Origin of the sequence: Arcticibacter pallidicorallinus, assembly GCF_003002875.1 — a bacterium.
In the GTDB taxonomy this organism is placed as follows: Bacteria; Bacteroidota; Bacteroidia; order Sphingobacteriales; family Sphingobacteriaceae; genus Arcticibacter; species Arcticibacter pallidicorallinus.
Map to the genome: position 1 here is coordinate 460121 of NZ_PVTH01000002.1, position 16821 is coordinate 476941.

General features: G+C 45.1%; 18 protein-coding genes and 1 riboswitch. Of the genes, 6 read left to right on the forward strand and 12 right to left on the reverse strand.

The features are described 5' to 3' along the window. Positions 1-23 precede the first annotated feature (23 nt). From B0I27_RS04720 to B0I27_RS04730, 3 genes are read right to left on the reverse strand one after another with little or no spacing between them, the layout of a single operon-like run. The gene (locus B0I27_RS04720; RefSeq protein WP_106291937.1) at positions 24-1133 is read right to left on the reverse strand and encodes a glycosyltransferase family 9 protein; all 1110 of its coding nucleotides are present in this window, start codon (positions 1131-1133) and stop codon (positions 24-26) included. After that, positions 1111-1659 carry a D-glycero-alpha-D-manno-heptose-1,7-bisphosphate 7-phosphatase gene (locus B0I27_RS04725; protein ID WP_106291939.1) on the reverse strand — a complete coding sequence of 183 codons (549 nt, stop codon included), beginning with the start codon at positions 1657-1659 and terminating at the stop codon, positions 1111-1113. Before B0I27_RS04725 ends, B0I27_RS04720 begins: the two co-directional genes overlap by 23 nt. A gap of 5 nt (positions 1660-1664) precedes the next feature. Next, a complete protein-coding gene (locus B0I27_RS04730) occupies positions 1665-2621 on the reverse strand; it encodes a glycosyltransferase family 4 protein (protein ID WP_181276679.1) in 957 nt (318 codons plus the stop codon). 146 nt (positions 2622-2767) lie between these two features. On the opposite strand from B0I27_RS04730, the gene B0I27_RS04735 reads away from it, so the two are divergent. The 4 genes from B0I27_RS04735 to B0I27_RS04750 all read left to right on the forward strand — a co-directional run bounded on the left by B0I27_RS04735 (position 2768) and on the right by B0I27_RS04750 (position 8239). Beyond that, positions 2768-4324: an FAD-dependent oxidoreductase gene (locus B0I27_RS04735; protein WP_146133086.1), complete on the forward strand. Its 1557-nt coding sequence runs from the start codon at positions 2768-2770 to the stop codon at positions 4322-4324. A 4-nt stretch (positions 4325-4328) separates the two neighbouring features. Then, entirely contained in the window at positions 4329-4574 is a 246-nt protein-coding gene (locus B0I27_RS04740) for a hypothetical protein (RefSeq protein WP_106291943.1), read from the forward strand. Between the two features lie 135 nt (positions 4575-4709). Then, complete coding sequence (locus tag B0I27_RS04745) at positions 4710-7466, forward strand: outer membrane beta-barrel protein (RefSeq protein WP_106291945.1); 2757 nt, start codon at positions 4710-4712, stop codon at positions 7464-7466. Further along, positions 7463-8239 (forward strand): GLPGLI family protein, encoded by a 777-nt coding sequence (locus tag B0I27_RS04750; RefSeq protein WP_245925433.1) that lies wholly within the window; start codon positions 7463-7465, stop codon positions 8237-8239. Before B0I27_RS04745 ends, B0I27_RS04750 begins: the two co-directional genes overlap by 4 nt. 47 nt (positions 8240-8286) lie before the next feature. On the opposite strand, the gene B0I27_RS04755 is transcribed toward B0I27_RS04750, so the two are convergent. Continuing rightward, the gene (locus B0I27_RS04755; protein ID WP_106291947.1) at positions 8287-8838 is read right to left on the reverse strand and encodes a YciE/YciF ferroxidase family protein; all 552 of its coding nucleotides are present in this window, start codon (positions 8836-8838) and stop codon (positions 8287-8289) included. Between the two features lie 231 nt (positions 8839-9069). On the opposite strand from B0I27_RS04755, the gene B0I27_RS04760 reads away from it, so the two are divergent. Together B0I27_RS04760 and B0I27_RS04765 are read left to right on the forward strand one after the other, a co-directional pair. Beyond that, positions 9070-9789, forward strand: a complete 720-nt coding sequence (locus tag B0I27_RS04760) for a CDP-alcohol phosphatidyltransferase family protein (protein ID WP_106291949.1) — start codon at positions 9070-9072, stop codon at positions 9787-9789. Further along, positions 9786-10241: a GtrA family protein gene (locus tag B0I27_RS04765; protein ID WP_106291951.1), complete on the forward strand. Its 456-nt coding sequence runs from the start codon at positions 9786-9788 to the stop codon at positions 10239-10241. Before B0I27_RS04760 ends, B0I27_RS04765 begins: the two co-directional genes overlap by 4 nt. Here the strand turns inward: B0I27_RS04765 and B0I27_RS04770 are convergent. From B0I27_RS04770 to thiS, 8 genes are read right to left on the reverse strand one after another with little or no spacing between them, the layout of a single operon-like run. Next, entirely contained in the window at positions 10180-10767 is a 588-nt protein-coding gene (locus tag B0I27_RS04770) for an NUDIX hydrolase (protein ID WP_106291953.1), read from the reverse strand. The two genes, B0I27_RS04765 and B0I27_RS04770, sit on opposite strands and share 62 nt — an antisense overlap. Before the next feature lie 17 nt (positions 10768-10784). Next, complete coding sequence (gene thiH, locus B0I27_RS04775) at positions 10785-11912, reverse strand: 2-iminoacetate synthase ThiH (RefSeq protein WP_106291955.1); 1128 nt, start codon at positions 11910-11912, stop codon at positions 10785-10787. A 3-nt stretch (positions 11913-11915) separates the two neighbouring features. Beyond that, entirely contained in the window at positions 11916-12686 is a 771-nt protein-coding gene (locus B0I27_RS04780) for a thiazole synthase (protein WP_106291957.1), read from the reverse strand. Then, positions 12652-13302 carry a thiamine phosphate synthase gene (gene thiE / locus B0I27_RS04785; protein WP_106291959.1) on the reverse strand — a complete coding sequence of 217 codons (651 nt, stop codon included), beginning with the start codon at positions 13300-13302 and terminating at the stop codon, positions 12652-12654. Before thiE ends, B0I27_RS04780 begins: the two co-directional genes overlap by 35 nt. Further along, a complete protein-coding gene (locus tag B0I27_RS04790) occupies positions 13295-14044 on the reverse strand; it encodes a hydroxymethylpyrimidine/phosphomethylpyrimidine kinase (RefSeq protein ID WP_106291961.1) in 750 nt (249 codons plus the stop codon). The genes thiE and B0I27_RS04790 overlap by 8 nt, the downstream gene beginning before the upstream one ends. Then, the gene (locus tag B0I27_RS04795) at positions 14023-14619 is read right to left on the reverse strand and encodes a thiamine phosphate synthase (protein WP_106291963.1); all 597 of its coding nucleotides are present in this window, start codon (positions 14617-14619) and stop codon (positions 14023-14025) included. Before B0I27_RS04795 ends, B0I27_RS04790 begins: the two co-directional genes overlap by 22 nt. After that, complete coding sequence (gene thiC / locus B0I27_RS04800; protein ID WP_106291965.1) at positions 14619-16430, reverse strand: phosphomethylpyrimidine synthase ThiC; 1812 nt, start codon at positions 16428-16430, stop codon at positions 14619-14621. The genes B0I27_RS04795 and thiC overlap by 1 nt, the downstream gene beginning before the upstream one ends. A 4-nt stretch (positions 16431-16434) precedes the next feature. Further along, positions 16435-16638 (reverse strand): sulfur carrier protein ThiS, encoded by a 204-nt coding sequence (thiS, locus tag B0I27_RS04805; RefSeq protein ID WP_106291967.1) that lies wholly within the window; start codon positions 16636-16638, stop codon positions 16435-16437. A gap of 61 nt (positions 16639-16699) precedes the next feature. Further along, positions 16700-16789, reverse strand: a riboswitch (TPP riboswitch). Positions 16790-16821 lie beyond the last annotated feature (32 nt).

Genomic DNA, 16821 nt, shown 5'->3' on the forward strand with positions numbered 1-16821 from the left:
CTCCGATCGAATCGTTCGGGGGGTTAGAGGATCAGTTGATCGGGAATTTCTTTGATAATCTGAGCACCTCCGTTCAGAATAAGTTCAGTGACTTCAATAATGTCAGCAGGTGAAACGATCTTGTTCCTGGGAAGTAATTCCGAACAAACATATTTTACTATCTCATTTTTGCTTTCGAGATTAGCGGGCGGACTAAACGGCAGGATTTGTCCCAGGGCTTTCCAGGGAGCATGCTGAGGGTTAGTCAAGGCATAAAGTACAATCACGGGGGTGTTTGCTGCTGCTGCAAGGTGAACGGTACCTGTATTTACAGATATTACCAGGCGGGACTTCCGTATCAGTTCGCCGAACTCGTTGAGAGTGAAGCATCCGCCCAGGGAAAAAGAACTTTTGCCGGTCTCGGCTGCCAGCTGATCTGTCAGCGCTTTCTCACCGGCACTTCCAGTAAAAAGGACCTGATAGTTCAGCTTGTTGATAAGGGTTTTTGCAGTCTCTATCCATAAGTTATGGGGATAAGCTCTTTTTTGCTCGCTCACACCTGCATGCAATATTAGCCAGGGTCGCTTTGTATCAACCCCTGCCTGATGTGTCTTTTTTAGCGCTTCTTTTTGAGCGTACTGGTCTTCCCTGATAGTGAGCAGTTCATTTTCGGAAGATGCTCCTAGTTCAGCAACCAGATCGAGATCTCGCCTGACCTGGTGCTTTATGCGGGTATAAGGTTCCTCGTCGGGCACCCAGTGCGTAAGTAACTCATAGGGATTTTCCCTGCAGTAGGCCAGCCTCGCGGGGATGCCTGAAAGGTAGGCGAGCATTACTGCCGGAAGAGGGTTTTGACTATAGACCGTGAATACTACAGCGAGATCGAAATTGCGTTCCCGGAGAAGGGGAATGAGGTTCAGGAAGCCACTCTCATCCGGGGTGCTGGTTTTCACCCAGGGAAAGTCGCACACCATAACATCGTCTATTTCCGGGATCAAATGAGCAGCTCCAGCGGCCATTGAGGAGGTTAATACTGTGATCTTTGCCTGGAAGGTTTCTTTAAGCGCCCTGATAGCGGGAGAGCTCATCAGCAGATCGCCAAGGTTATCGGGGCGAATACAGAGTATGTTGTTATATTTTAGTTGCGGCATCATTGATCGTTCTGACGGTAAAATCGGCATGGTTAAAGTCATTCATCATCCATTCGGTTTCGTTTCCATTATCAATTAAAATGGTGCGACAGCCCGCACGGTTCCCGGCCTCAATGTCGTGCAGGATATCACCGATCATCCACGATTTGGCGAGATCTATTTCACGGTCTTGAGCAGCCTTTAAGATCATTCCCGGCTGTGGCTTTCTTGAAGGGCAGTCTATTGCATAGCGCTCTACACTACCCTGGGGGTGATGCGGGCAATAGTAGAATGCGTCTAGCGTAAAATCATGTTCGGCTAAAAGTTCCCTGATCTTTTGCTCCACTTGTCTGAGGGCTGATTCTTCAAAATACCCGCGGGCAACACCGGATTGATTGGATATCAGGATCAGCTCGTAGCCAAGTTGCTTCATTCGCTTCAGACCCTCTATAGCGTGATCCTGGAGACGAATGAGATCCGGATTAACATTGAATGGCACGTCGACAATGAGGGTGCCGTCTTTATCCATAAATACAGCCTTATTTCGCATGTCGGTTATACCGTTTTCGTTTGTATAACATCCCGTATCGTTTGCTCCCAATCTTGTGTGAACCTTTCGATATTATAGCGGCTCAGGGCCGTTTTTCTACCTTCAACGCCAAGACTTGCAGCGTGTTCTCTATTCTGAAGGAGCTGCTGCATCTTCTCGACCAATTTGTCAATATCGGTGTGAATAAAGCCGTTGACGTTATTGGTGATTACAGTCGGGAGTTCAGTAGTCGCCATGCCAACTATCGGAAGGCCCAGCATCATGGCTTCGCAGACCGCCAGACCGTGGCTGGTGTAGCGTATCGGATTGAAGAAGAATCTGTATCTGCTGATGAATTCGGGTAATTGGGGGTGAAGTACTTCGCCCAGACCCAGTTCCCCTGTGTTCATCCCGATCAGGTCAAGAGGAACATGCTTGCGGACTTCAAGGAAAATATCGAGTCCAAGGAGACGACCCCTGCTTGGCAAGTTGTTTATAACAACGATTCCTTTGTTAATTTCTCCGGTGTAGGGAATGTCGGGAACGGTTACTCCATGTTCAATCACCCGGGTTCTCGTATTGTTATTGTCCCACATCAGGCGATTGAAGTGCGTAACATGCACGAGCAGGATATCCGGATCGTTGACGACGTGCCTGGTGTCGGTAGGATGCTGCCGGGGAGGGTCGTGTTCAATGTATATTTTCGGAAGCGCACGCTGCTCAGGCGTCAGGACTTCGTACTGATCTTCGAGATAGTTTTTATTGGTCTGAAAGATAATACAGTCGAAGGCCAGTTTAGGAATATCGTCGACGTGTACTTCGTGGACATTGTTTCCGAAGGGGAACGTTTCGCCTCTTCCATAATATCCTTCTGTTTTTCCCTCCTTGACAGGAATATAGATGTCATAGTTCCCCTGAGAGAGGTAAAAAAGATAGCTGCCATGAATGTGCCAGGTAAAAATCTTAGGTCTGATGTTATTCATTAAGTGGTTTATAGGTAGACTACAGACAAACGAACCTGCCGCTTTGTTTATAGTGAGCAGCGTTTTGCGAAGCAGTGATGGACAAGATGTAATTTGTTCAAAAACTTATTGAGGCTTATGTGTTTATAGAAAACAACCCTATTGATATGATAACATCAGACAAGACACCAGAAAATAGCAACCAGCGGGATGCTAAAACAAGGAGCCTATGGCAGGAAAATGCTCAGCGCATAGCGACTGCCAGTTCAGAAGAAAGCGTTACCTCAGAACTCTTTGATGTCGTTGTTGTAGGCGCAGGTATCACCGGATTGACAACCGCCCTGCTGTTGCAGGAAGCTGGTTTACGTTGCGTTATTACGGAGGCGAAGAATCCGGGATTCGGTGCAACAGGAGGCACGACATCGCATATAAATACGATGCTGGATACGTCATATGATATTATCGAAAGGGACTTTGGTTTGGATAATGCCAGGCTTGTCGCTGCAGCGACAATGGAGTCTATAGCATTGATCTATAACAATGTAAAGAAATACAAGATAGACTGCGATTTCAGTTTCCGGGATGGATATCTTTTTGCGGAGGATGAGGCAGAAGCGCAGAGCTTGAAGGAAATTTTTGCCGCCTCGAAGCGCGTCGGAGTTGATGTGGAGGAAGCAGATCATTTGCCAATACCCTTGAGTTACCAGTCTGTCATTGTTTTTAAGAATCAGGCTCAGATAGATCCGATAAAATATATTAATGGTCTTTTCAATGCGTTCATTGCTGCTGGAGGTTTGTTTATTGCGAATAATAAAGTTGAAGAGACTAAGCTTGAGGATGGGGTCCACACGCTTCGATGTACACGATTGAATTTACGTGCCAGGAAAATCGTGTATGCCACTCATATCCCACCCGGAATAAACATCCTGCATCTGAGGTGCGCTCCTTATCGGAGTTATGTGCTCGCTGTCCAGTTGGAAGAAGGTTGCCCCGACGAGCTGGTTTACGACATGAAAGACCCCTATCATTATTTCAGATCTCATGAGATGGGCGGGAAGAAATATCTTATCCTTGGAGGGGAAGACCATAAAACCGGACACTCCGAGCCGGCGGAATCATTTGCGGCGTTGGAGCAGTATCTCCAGAAACACTTCCGGGTAAGATCTATAGATTATCGATGGTCTGCCCAGTTTTATGAATCTGCGGATGGACTGCCCTATATTGGAGAATTGCCTTCTGCGGACAAAGGCATTTATACGGCGACCGGTTTTAGTGGCAATGGCATTACCTGGGGGAGCTTTTCAGGTTTATTGTTGAAAGATATCCTGCTGGAAAACGACAGCCCCTTCAGTAACTTGTTTGCTCCTGCACGGCTGAAGCCGGTGGCCGGTTTCAAGGAGTTTGTGAGAGAGAACGCTGATGTTGCCTATCGCTATATTGCCGACCGTGTCAAGATTTCCAAGCTGGACTCCGTCAGTTCGCTGGCTTCCGATTCAGGAACGGTTGTAAAATATGAAGACAAGAAGGTCGCCGTTTACAAGGACAGTGGGGGGGGAATACATGCTTTAGATCCGGTGTGTACGCATGCCGGTTGTATTGTAAAATGGAACGGTACGGAGAAAAGCTGGGACTGCCCCTGCCACGGCGGACGTTTTGATATAGACGGCAAGGTACTGACAGGTCCTCCAAGAAAGGACTTGCAAAAACTTGATATTAAGGAATAAAGATATGATTTCGCACTTTGACGAACCATTTGAGGTACAGATTATCAGGGCTGATGAGGTACGCCGCTATCTCATCAGCCCTGTATACCATAAAATGCATACAGAAGCTTCTTTCAGTGTCTCCCTCGATGGGAAAGATCTTGGTAAGCTCAAACGGCATACCATCAAGCGGTGGATCTGGGAAGAAGGTAAAGTTGAACAAGCTTTAGCTGATGAAATTGGAATCAAGATAGATGATCATTTTAGCTGATTGTTTTGTGGAATATTTTCCGCCAAGTCTTTCGATATCAAGTTAGAATGTAGGTTATAGGTTAACAAAATTTAACAATAGATGGTGTAAGAACACCAATATTTATTTTTATCATTGTTAACCTTTTAAACCTATATGAAATTAACCTACCTTATCATCTTTTGTGTATTTGTTTCGACATCTCTCTTCGGTCAGCAGCGGCACACACTGAAAGGCTCAGTGATTGATACCGCCTCTAATGTCAAAATGGTTAATGTTTCGGTAAGCGTCATAGCTGCCAGGGACTCTATTCTTATCGATTTCGGTCGTACGAATGCCAGTGGGGAGTTTCAGCTGAACAAACTGAAACCGGGGAAGGCTATTCTGTTGTTGACTTACCCGGGATATGCCGATTATGTAGAGCAGATCCAGATCGATTCGCTAAAAGAGATGAAGGATTTAGGTTCCTTGAAAATGATCTTAAAAGCTAATTTACTGGCCGAGGTGATCGTAAAGGCGAAAGCGGCTGCGGTAAAGATAAAAGGCGATACCACTGAATTTAACGCAGGGAGCTTTGAGATTCAACCTAATTCGCGGGTGGAAGATTTGCTTAAGCAGTTTCCCGGAATTCAGGTTGATAAGGATGGGAAAATTACAGCACAAGGTGAAACGGTTAACAAAGTGCTCGTTGATGGAGAAGAGTTCTTTGGAGATGACCCGACGCTGGTTACCAAAAATATCCGTGCGGACATGGTCGACAAAGTACAGCTGTATGATAAGAAGAGCGACCAGGCAACTTTTACGGGTATAGATGATGGTGAGAAGACGAAAACTCTCAACATCAAATTGAAAGAGGATAAGAAAAGCGGCTATTTCGGAAAGGTGGAGACTGGGGGCGGCAACGACGACTTCTATCGTGGCCAGGCAATGATCAACGTATTTAAGGGAAAGAAAAAGTTTGCTGCCTACGGTCTGGGAGGAAACGACGGGACTGTTAGTTTGGGCTGGGAGGATGCCAGTAAGTATGGAAGCGGTACACAGGTGAGCGCAGATGGTGGGATATATATATCGGGTGAGAGGTCAGACTATAATGGTCAGGGAATACCTATTTCGAGGAACGGGGGACTGCATTACGATACCAAATGGAACAGCGACAAGCATTCGGTTAATACTAATTACAAAATATCTCATCTTGAAGTGGATGGTAATTCAAGTACGATTACGCAGAATAACCTTCCAACGGGTATAATTAATAGTAACGCGGCGAGGGATTACACCAACGTCACTTTCCGGCAGAAGGTGGATGCCACTTATGAGGTTAAGCTTGATTCGTCTACCACGTTGAAATTGATTGTGGATGGAGGAGTTTCTGAGATGGAGAATCGGGAGGCTAATGTAACGGAAAGTTATCGGGGAGTTGATACGTTGCTGAACACGGGAGTGCGGCGCAATAGTAATGAGGGTAAAGAAGAGCAGTTTTTCGCCAGTGCGCTTTATACCAAAAAGTTAAAGAAAGCAGGGCGTACTATTTCCGTTCTTGCCAGTCAGAATCTGCGCCAAAATGAAACATCGGGATACCTTAATTCGGTGAATGAGTTTTTTAACAGGAACGGGAGTCAGGATAGCGTCCAGAACATTGATCAGCTTAAACAGAATGATAGCAAGAACTCGTCTTTTCGGACGAATCTAACCTACACCGAGCCACTCAGTACCGTCTTTTCGCTGGTAATGAATTATGGCCTCACCTTAAGCGCTAGCTCAGCTGACCGAAGATCCTATAATATGTCTGCAGGAGGACAATACAATCTTCTTGATACGGTTTTCAGCAACAACTTTGAGGTCGACGAAACACACCATCAGGGAGGGGCGATTCTTAACTATAAAAAGGATAAAGCCACTTTTAATTTCGGGTCAAAAGTAAGTACCGTGGATTTTAGACAGAAAGATATCTATGATGGACAAACCTATTCGCGTAACTTTATCAACTGGAACCCTCAGGCGACTTATCAATATCGTTTTTCTCAGCAGCGGTCATTAAGGCTTAATTATTCCGGAAACACTTCACAGCCTTCGCTTAGTCAGATACAGCCGATACGAGTGAATGACGATCCCCTGAATATTGTGGTGGGAAACCCCAACTTAAAACCTTCGTACCGGAGCAGGTTTGATTTGTCATACAATTCCTATAAGGTGATGAGCGAGCAGTACATTTATCTTTATAGCTCTTATTCTTTCACTTCAAACCAGATTGTGCAAAACACCACGACAGACTCTGCCGGAAAGAGTGTGTATCAGGCGGTCAATCTAAGTGATAAGCAGCCTTCGAATATGAATCTAAGTGCATATTACGGTCAGAAAGTTATCGGGAATGTGAATGTTGGCTTAGAGCTTGGGGTTTCTGGAAATACGTATTACAATTACGTAAACGCGATTTTAAATAAAACGAAATCATATAACTATTCGGGAGGCCTACGCATCTCTCACTTTAAGCAAAAGAAATATGAGTTTTCGTTGTCTTTCAGGCCAGGCTACAGTACGAACGAATCGTCGCTTCAGCCAGATGTTGACAACAACGGATTTCTCTTCAATTCGTTTGCAGACTTTGCCGTATATCTTCCCGGGAAGTTCCAGATAAGCTCCAGCTCACGATATGAATTCAGAGAAAAAACGCAATCTTTTAACGAAGACTTCGAGCGAATGATTATCGATGCGAGGATTGAGAAAAAGTTCTTTAAATCGGAAGCTTTACGCCTTGCCTTCCGCGGGAATGATCTGCTGAATCAAAATCAAGGGATTGATAGGAGCGCAAACAACAATATGGTAATTGAAAACAGGTTTAACACCATTAAACGCAATTTTATGATATCAGCTATCTGGGATTTTAACAAAATGGGAGGAGGGGTAAAGAAATGATGAATAGGTTTATTTTAATACTGGTACTGTTTCTTGCGCCTTGTGTCTCTGGTATAGCTCAACATGCAAGGTTTGTTGGTGAGGGTGTTATTGAGTTCGAGAAAAAAATAAACATGCATGCCAAGGTCAAAAAAAGCATCGACAAAGAGAATGAGTCATATATGTCTAAGTACTACGAGCAGTTCGTGAAGACTCAGCCGCAGTTCCTGACGGTTAAGAGTAATCTTATCTTTGCGGCTGATAGAAGCTTGTATACGCCAATCCCGATTACGGTTACATCGCAAAACAGTATGTATGGGGACCCGAACGCTAACCAGCCTAATGTGGTTTTCACTGATTTCAAAACAGGATTCTCTGCTGTTCAAAAGCAGGTATTTGAGGAGACCTTCCTGATAAGGGATAGTATTAGACCCATTACCTGGAAATTAACAGGTGAAACGCGTGAGATTGCCGGTTATCAATGTCGCAGAGCTAATGGGTTGATGCTTGATTCTATTTATGTGGTAGCGTTTTATACGGATGAGATTACGGTTTCCGGAGGACCCGAATCATTTAGCGGGCTTCCTGGAATGATACTGGGAGTGGCTCTGCCTTACGAGAATGTGACTTGGTTTGCTACGCTGGTATCAGACAAGATTGTAGATAAAAATTCGTTGAAGGCTCCGGTAAAAGGGAAGCAGATGAATAATAAAGATCTGATGGTACGTCTAAATGACTTGGTTAAACGGTGGGGGGACAGTGCAAAAAGGATTCTGAATGATTATATTATATAACAAACAGGATTAAATATCCCGTTTGTTATATGTGGTAGTTTTTTTTATTACTCTTCGGCTGCCTGCTCGTTAACGAATCCTTCTGCGACCTCTGTGAGAGCAACGTCAGTAGCTTTTTCGTTTTCAAGAATTTCTGAAAGCAAATTAACAACATCGGTATGTCCCATGTTTTCTGCAAAGGTTCTCAATGAGCCGTAAGTCGCAATTTCATAATGCTCAACTTTTTGAGCTGCAAGGATTAACCCGGCGTCTCTCACCATTGTTCCTTCCTCGGTATCTTCGATCATGCTGGTCGCTTCTTCGAGAAGACCTTCCATAGCATCACACTTTTTAGCAGATGCTTTTTCTTCAAGAAGAGCGAATACTTCTTCTACCTTGGTAATATGCTCTTCTGTTTCTGCAGTGTGTTTTTCAAATGCTGCTGCCAGTTCAGGGCTTGTCGATGCTTTTTGCATTTTGGGAAGAGCTTTCACAAGATGTTTTTCTGCCCAGTAAATATCCTTCAGACCGTCAATAAAGAATTTGTGAAATTCAGAGTCTTTCATTTTTCCTGTTACGCCTGTTGGTTTTTTTTTCTTTGACTTAGAGGTAGTTGCCATGATTTATGTTTTTTTATTAGGTTATTTAAATGTTCTTAATTAACCCTCCCTTGATGAAATTGTTTACTGAATTTTTATTTGCCTTTAACTAGCACTCTGTGTGGAAAAATGCTTTTGTAAACCGCATGGCTTCGCTCTCAGTCAGACATTCGGTTAATCAGTTACTCTATGTCTTGAGATTGAGTCTATTATTATTACTTTTGCACACCTTTTATTATATAAGGTTACATTATGAACGAAAAACAACTATCCATGGCGACGTTGGATAAGCAGAGTGAGGATAGAAAAAGAACATTTAAGGACAGAAAAAGAACAAATATTTTAAAAAGCGCTGAACAGAAAGCGATCAGCTGGCTTGTTGCAAGAATGCCGAAATTTGTTACGCCCGATATTTTGACTGGAGTTGGATTAGTGGGGAGCCTGCTCGTACTGGGCGGATTTTTAATGGCGACCTACGTTAATGTGACCTATCTTCTTGTAGGTATCGCCGGTCTCTTCATCAATTGGTTTGGAGATTCTCTCGACGGCAGAATTGCCTATTACCGAAATATCCCCAGGAAATGGTATGGTTTTTCACTCGACATCATAATGGATTGGATAAGCACCATTCTGATGGGATTTGGCTTTTTGGTCTACATCAAAAACGAGTTTGAGATCGTTGCGTTTCTCTTCGTTGCTTTTTATGGCTGGGCAATGATTATATCTCAAGTTCGATATAAGATTACTGATAAATATACCATCGACTCCGGATTGTTTGGACCTACCGAAGTAAGATTCATCATTTGTGCGGTGCTAATCTCAGAAGTGCTTTTTGTTGGATCAATGAAGTGGTTTGGCGTGGTGATGTGTGCGGCTCTTTTCGTCATTAATTTAATTGATACCCGTGCTTTATTAAAGTTGGGCGATAAACGGGATTTGGCAGAGAAGGCTGCTCTGTTAAATTCAAAATGACGGGTAAGAAAGGCGTGGTGACTTTTCTTAAAGCCCAGTTCTCGGCGTTTACGGGGGGCATAGTCGATATCCTCGCGATGATCTTCTTTACTGAAGTGGTTGGGATCCATTATACCCTTTCTATCGCTTTTGGAGGAATTATAGGAGCTTTAGTGAATTTCTCAATCAACAGAAGCTGGACGTTTAGGTCGAAGAGTCCGAACAACGGCCCTATTGACACGCAGCTCCTCCGCTTTTGTATCGTGGTGGCTGGCAGTATTTTGCTTAAGTCAGCAGGGACATTCGTACTGACGGAATCGCTGGGCATGGACTATCGTCTGAGCAGAATACTGACGGATATTGTTGTTTCCTTAGGGTTTAACTATACCTTACAGAAGAACTGGGTTTTTGTTACCGCCCGCTCCGCCGGGAGCTCTGTACGAAGATCTCAGGATGATCGAGATAAGCTTTAAAAATGAGGGCGACAGTGTCAGAGGTTCGTATGTTGCCGGTTCTTATCAATTCGAGGGTTTCTAAAGGCGAAACGTTTATCACTTCAATCTGCTCGGTTGCATCAAGACGCTGAATTGAATTGAATTCAGCATCTTTCACCAGAAAGCCGAAGGTGATTTGGTTGGTCTTTGTTGGGTTATTGGCTATTTGCCCCAAGGGAATTAGTTTGTCTAATGTAACCTTGATTCCGGTTTCTTCTTCAAGTTCTGCGATTGCCGATGCCTCAATACTCTTTCCTTTTTGTTGCATCCCGCCGGGAAGCTCAACAAAGACGTCCTGGAGACCATGTTTATATTGCTTAACGAGTATAAAATTTCCATCTGCGGTGAGAGGTAATACCATGGCCACATTTCCAATCGGTGAGAAGAAGTAGTCATCGATGACAGTGCCGTCGGGTAGTTTTACTTTGTGTTGCAATATCGGAAACCATCTGCTCGGCGAGACATCTTTCTCTTCAAGTACCTGCCATGACATATTTGCGTTCATGTTTAAATGTAAAAAAACTAACTATAACTTTTGTCCCAATCTTTCCATACGGGTTCGTATCCCCGTTGTCTGATGACTTGGGAAATTTCGTTGGCGCTTCGTTCGTCTGATATTTCGAATTGTTCCAGAGAGCCGGGAGCCGAAGAGTAACCGCCGGGGTTGGTCTTTGAACCTGCACTGAGGCTTGTAATGCCAAGGCCGATAACATTGTCGCGAAAGGCAGGTTCTTCGCGGGTTGAAATGGAAATCTCCAGGTTTTCATTAAAAAGCCGCCAGGCGCAGATGAGTTGAACCAGCTCTTTGTCGCTCATGTACTCGACCGAACTTATTGCTGTTGGCTGATCTTCATGGTGCGTTTGGATAGGCCTCAGTCTTGGAAAAGACACAGAGTACTTCGTTTTCCAATAGGTTCTTTCGAGATACTGCAGATGCAGGGCCGTAAAGAAACAATCTGTTCGCCAATCTTCCAGACCGATAAGCGTTCCTAAACCTATTTTATGTATTTCCGCCCTTCCGAGCCTGTCGGGAGTATCCAGTCTGTAATCGAAGTTTGACTTTTTGCCCTTGGGGTGATGTACTTTGTAGCGTTCCCGGTGATAGGTTTCCTGATAAACCAGGACGGTGTTCAGGCCTTCCCTGATGAGCTCGCTGTAGTCGGCTTCGTCAAGCGGCTGTACTTCCATAGAGATACTGGCGAAAAACGGCTTTAATAATCGGAGAGTACTCCTCAGATAGGGGACACCGACCGTCTGGTTGGCCTCTCCTGTTACGAGGAGGATGTGATCATATCCCATACTCTTGATTATGCTGGCCTCATGCAGTATCTCAGCGGGACTTAGGGTTTTACGTTTAATCTTATTGTCGAGACTAAAGGCGCAATAGGTGCAGATATTTTGACACTCATTGCTCAGATACAGTGGGATATACATCTGAATGGTTTTGCCGAACCGTTTTTGAGTCTGTAGCTGGCTCTTTTTAGCCATACGTTCCAGAAACGGCAGTGCTGCTGGTGAGATAAGCGTTTTGAAATCATCAAGATTTAATTTGTCTTTGCTCAGGACCCGCTCCACGTCTGACGCCGTCTTATTAAGAATGCTTGCTTTCTCCTGATCCCAGTGGTAGTTTTCGAAGATCTCTTTGAACATGGTCTAGGTGTTTAAGAATGAGGTTAAGGGACTGCTTGCTTCGGCAAAGTGTCTGACGCCGGCGAGTTTGGATTCAAATGCCAGTCTACCCGCTTCCGTTGCTAGTTTGAATGCAAGAGCCATGTTTTGAGGGTCGTCGGAGATCGCTATAGCGGTGTTGACCAAGATAGCATCCGCACCAATCTCCATTGCTTTAGCAGCATCTGATGGCGCCCCCAGACCTGCATCTACTACTACCGGCACGTTGCTTTGTTCGATGATTATTTCGAGGAAGTCTATCGTGCGAAGGCCTTTGTTGGTGCCGATAGGTGCTCCCAGGGGCATCACGGCAGATGTGCCCGCATTTTCCAGCTGTTTACAGAGGACGGGGTCCGCATGTATATAAGGAAGAATAATGAAGCCCAGCTTTGCCAGTTCCTCAGTTGCTTTGAGCGTTTCAATAGCATCCGGCATGAGATATCTGGGGTCAGGATGAATCTCTAATTTTAACCAATCGGTTTCGAGTGCTTCGCGGGCTAACTGAGCTGCAAAGATCGCTTCCTTAGCGTTACGGGCACCGGATGTATTCGGCAAGAGTTGCACTTCCGGGAATTGTAAATGACTGATAAGGGAGTCGGTGTCGGTATGAAAGTCTATTCGCTTCAGCGCAACCGTAACCATGTTGGTGGATGACGCCAAAACGGCTTTACTCATAAGATCCGGGCTGCCGAATTTTCCTGTGCCAAGAAAAAGACGGGATTTAAACTCCTGACCTGCTATAATTAAATTTTTCATCACTTTGAACTAAGATTTTTTGAATGATATCAGACTGACTAGAATGGGTTAAGGCTCCAGAAATGGCGACTCCGTATATGCCAGTATTGAGTATGGCGTCAATATCGTTTAACTGAATTCCTCCAATTGCGTAAATAGGGATAGTAATCTCTTCTTTGCTAATTTGATCCAGAATGCTCTTATAGCCAGGTAAGCCGAGAATGGGACTTAAATTCTGTTTAGTTTCCGTGTATCTGAATGGACCTAGCCCGATGTAATCGCACTTTTGAGTTAGCCGCTGCTGGACGTGCTGAATTGTATTGGCGGTTCCACCAATTATTTTGTTGCTTCCCATGACAGATCGGGCAAGCAGAATATCTGCGTCCTGTAGTCCCAAATGTACCCCCTCAGCGTCAACATGCTTTGCTATATCGATTGAATCGTTAATGATGAGGGTAGAGCGGTATTTTTCTGTAAGGGTTCTAACCTGTTCAGCTAAGGTCAAAACTTGTTCATGGGGTTGGTTTTTAAATCTAAGTTGTATCCAGGTACACCCATTATCGAGTACCCTTTCGATGTTTGCCAACTGCTCTTCTGAGTTCAGGCCTTGTGATATGTATTGGAGTTTGCTATACATGATGATATGCTAAGAGATTTGAATTGCTTCCCAACGCCTTCTCGATATAACGTTTTGCGTTTGTGCAGGCGTTTTCAAGGCTTTCTCGCTTTGCAAGAAAAGCAGTAATTGAGGAGGAAAGAATACAGCCCGACCCATGCTTGGGAAGGAGTTGTTGGGTGACCGGAGCGAGGCTGATCTGTTGCGAACGAATGAAAAGCTGGTCAGTGCCTAACGCTGTTGGATGATGTCCTCCTTTCAGGAGCACATTTGTATGATGCGAAAGTGTACGGGCTGCAGTAACCGGATCGCTTTTTTTTGAGAGATCGACAGCCTCCCGCAGGTTAGGAGTGATCAATGTGATTTTTCCCAGCAGCTTCTGAAGGCTGGAGGTGTCGCTAAAGTTATTGAAGTCGAAACCTGACGATGCCGTTAGTACAGGATCCCAGACGATGTTTGGAATACCGCTAGCGATCAGTATGTCCAGAATCCGGTCAAGGCTCTGGGCGCTCGGAACCAGGCCTATCTTGACTGCCGCAATCTTATATCGGTGCAGTAATGGTTTGATCTGACAAATGATTTCGTCGTCGTCGATCCATCTTACACTGTCAAACCGATCCTCCGTTTGGCAGGTAATAGCGGTGGTGACGCCAAAGCCAAGGCATTTATGCTGTTCAAATGTCTTGACATCTGCCAGGAGCCCCGCCCCACCACATGGGTCTAAGCCGGCAATGCTAAGTGTTATGGCCCTTGTGTATTCCATATTTTTTTTATCTGAAGAAAGTTTCTCAGCGGTGTGTGCGAGCACCAGATGGTTCCCAGCAGCGCAACTCCGTCGAAATGTCCTCTTAACAGATGGACGTTTGACGCCTCTATGCCCCCTATAGCAATAGCTCTGGTGCTTTTTCTCAAGCTTGGTATCGCACCCTCAAGAGATGCGGTATAACCAGGTTTGGAGATACTGTCGAAGACAGGTCCTAGAAAAGAGTAACCAAATGAGGGGTTAAGTCGCTCGAAGTCTTCAGTGTTATGTACTGATGTGGATAGTTGATAGCCCTTGTTTCTTAGTAGTTGCGGCATATTATACCCTTGCCTCCGCCGGTGGGGTTCGCCGAAATGTAATCGTCTGATTCCATATCGATCCGCCAGGTGGTGATGCTGGTGAAGGCTGATTTTAGGGTAATATCTGCTGTCGAGCGCTTCTATCAATTTCATCACATCTTGCTCGCTGTCTTGCGGTCTTCGAATATGAAAGAGGTCCAAGCCCTCATCAAAAAGTTGTTTGATGAGGGCGGTTTCTTCAGCTAAGGAAGTTGGGTTAGATATTAAAATCAACATTAGGAATAAATTGAGCTTCCTTTGGTTTTGAATTCTTCGGATTTTTCAAACATCCCGTTGGCTGCCGATTCTCTGATTTCATGTGTAATCTTCATGGAACAGAATTTCGGTCCGCACATAGAACAGAAATGTGCGATTTTTGCCCCCTCCGCTGGCAGTGTTTCGTCATGAAATTCACGGGCAGTGTCGGGGTCAAGGGACAGATTGAACTGATCTTCCCAACGGAATTCGAATCGGGCCTTGCTTAGTGCATTGTCGCGATACTGAGCTCCGGGATGCCCCTTAGCCAGATCTGCAGCGTGAGCGGCAAGCTTATATGTGATCACACCATCCTTTACGTCTTTTTTGTTAGGCAATCCGAGGTGCTCCTTGGGGGTTACATAGCATAGCATCGCCGTTCCAAACCACCCGATCATTGCCGCTCCAATGGCCGAAGTAATGTGGTCATATCCGGGGGCTATATCCGTAGTGAGGGGGCCGAGGGTGTAAAATGGGGCTTCATGGCATTCCCGTAGTTGCTTATCCATGTTCTCTTTGATAAGGTGCATGGGGACGTGTCCGGGCCCTTCGATCATGGTCTGCACATCGTGCTTCCATGCGATCTTTGTGAGTTCTCCAAGTGTCTCCAGTTCAGCGAACTGTGCTTCATCATTGGCATCGGCAATTGATCCGGGTCGTAGTCCGTCTCCTAATGAAAAGGCGACATCGTAACGTTTCATAATTCCACAAATATCCTCGAAATGAGTATAAAGGAAATTTTCTTTGTGATGGGCCAGACACCATTTGGCCATGATGCTACCACCCCGGGATACAATGCCTGTCAGCCTTTTTGCTGTTAAAGGGATGTACCTGAGCAGCACGCCGGCATGGATAGTGAAGTACGATACACCTTGCTCTGCTTGTTCGATAAGGGTGTCTCTGAACAGCTCCCAGGTAAGGTCTTCCGCTTTTCCATTAACTTTTTCCAGGGCCTGGTAAATGGGGACGGTGCCAATGGGAACAGGCGAATTACGGATAATCCACTCCCGGGTTTCGTGAATGTTTTTACCTGTTGAAAGGTCCATTATCGTATCTGCCCCCCATCGGCACGCCCACACTGCTTTCTCCACTTCCTCATCTATGCTCGAGGTGACCGCGCTATTGCCGATATTGGCATTAATCTTAACAAGGAAATTCCGACCAATGATCATTGGTTCACTTTCCGGATGATTAATGTTGTTGGGTATGATGGCACGCCCGGCGGCAATTTCGTCCCTGACAAACTCGGGGGTAATTATGCCTTTGGGTGTATTGGCACCAAAGCTCGCTCCGGGGTGTTGATGATTTAATGCACTGTTTGCATGGAATGCTTGCGTGCCGGCTTCCTGAAAACGTTGGTTCTCTCTGATGGCCACATATTCCATTTCAGCGGTAATAATGCCCTTTTTTGCGTAATGTAGTTGAGTTACGATTGCCCCCTCCTTAGCACATAAAGGCGGCCGGATGTGTTCAAAACGCAGTGGATCAAGGGTCGTATCCGAGTGCCTTAACTTCCCGTAAGAAGAACTGACTCCTGGCAATTGCCGCACATCGTTTCGGCCCAGTATCCATGCTTCTCTAAGTCTTGGAATTCCTTTTCGGATGTCAACATCAATATTCTCATCAGTAAACGGGCCGCTAGCGTCATAAACGGTGAGGGGCGGATTTTCCTCTTTCTCGCCGTTGCTAAGAAAGGTTGGCGAAAGCGTAATTTCTCTCATTGCAACTCGAATAGGATGGAGGGTACCCGGGACATAGACTTTACGTGAGCCTGGTAGTGATTCTTTGATCATATTCTTATCCTCCTTGCGTTGCTTGAATAATGATAATAGAATCGTTAGGCTGGAGAAGATAGCTTTGGTGTGCTTCTTTTGCTATCACGCTGTCATTGACTGCAATAGCCTTGCCTTTTGTATTTCCGCCCAGCTTTTCGGAAATAATACTCTGGAGGCTGATCCGCTCGGAAACCTCGAAAACTTGTTGATTGATAGTGATTTTCATTCCTAAATAGATTAGACTTTAGGAATGACTATAGGAACATATACAAGGGAATCTTGTATACGTATGTCATTAAACTTTTCCCTTCGGCAGTACTAGCTGCATCAGGTTCAAAGGGTTTTATCTCAGCCTACAGGCACCCCTAAAGTTTTATAAAAGTAGATGATTAATCTCGAAGATCCAAAC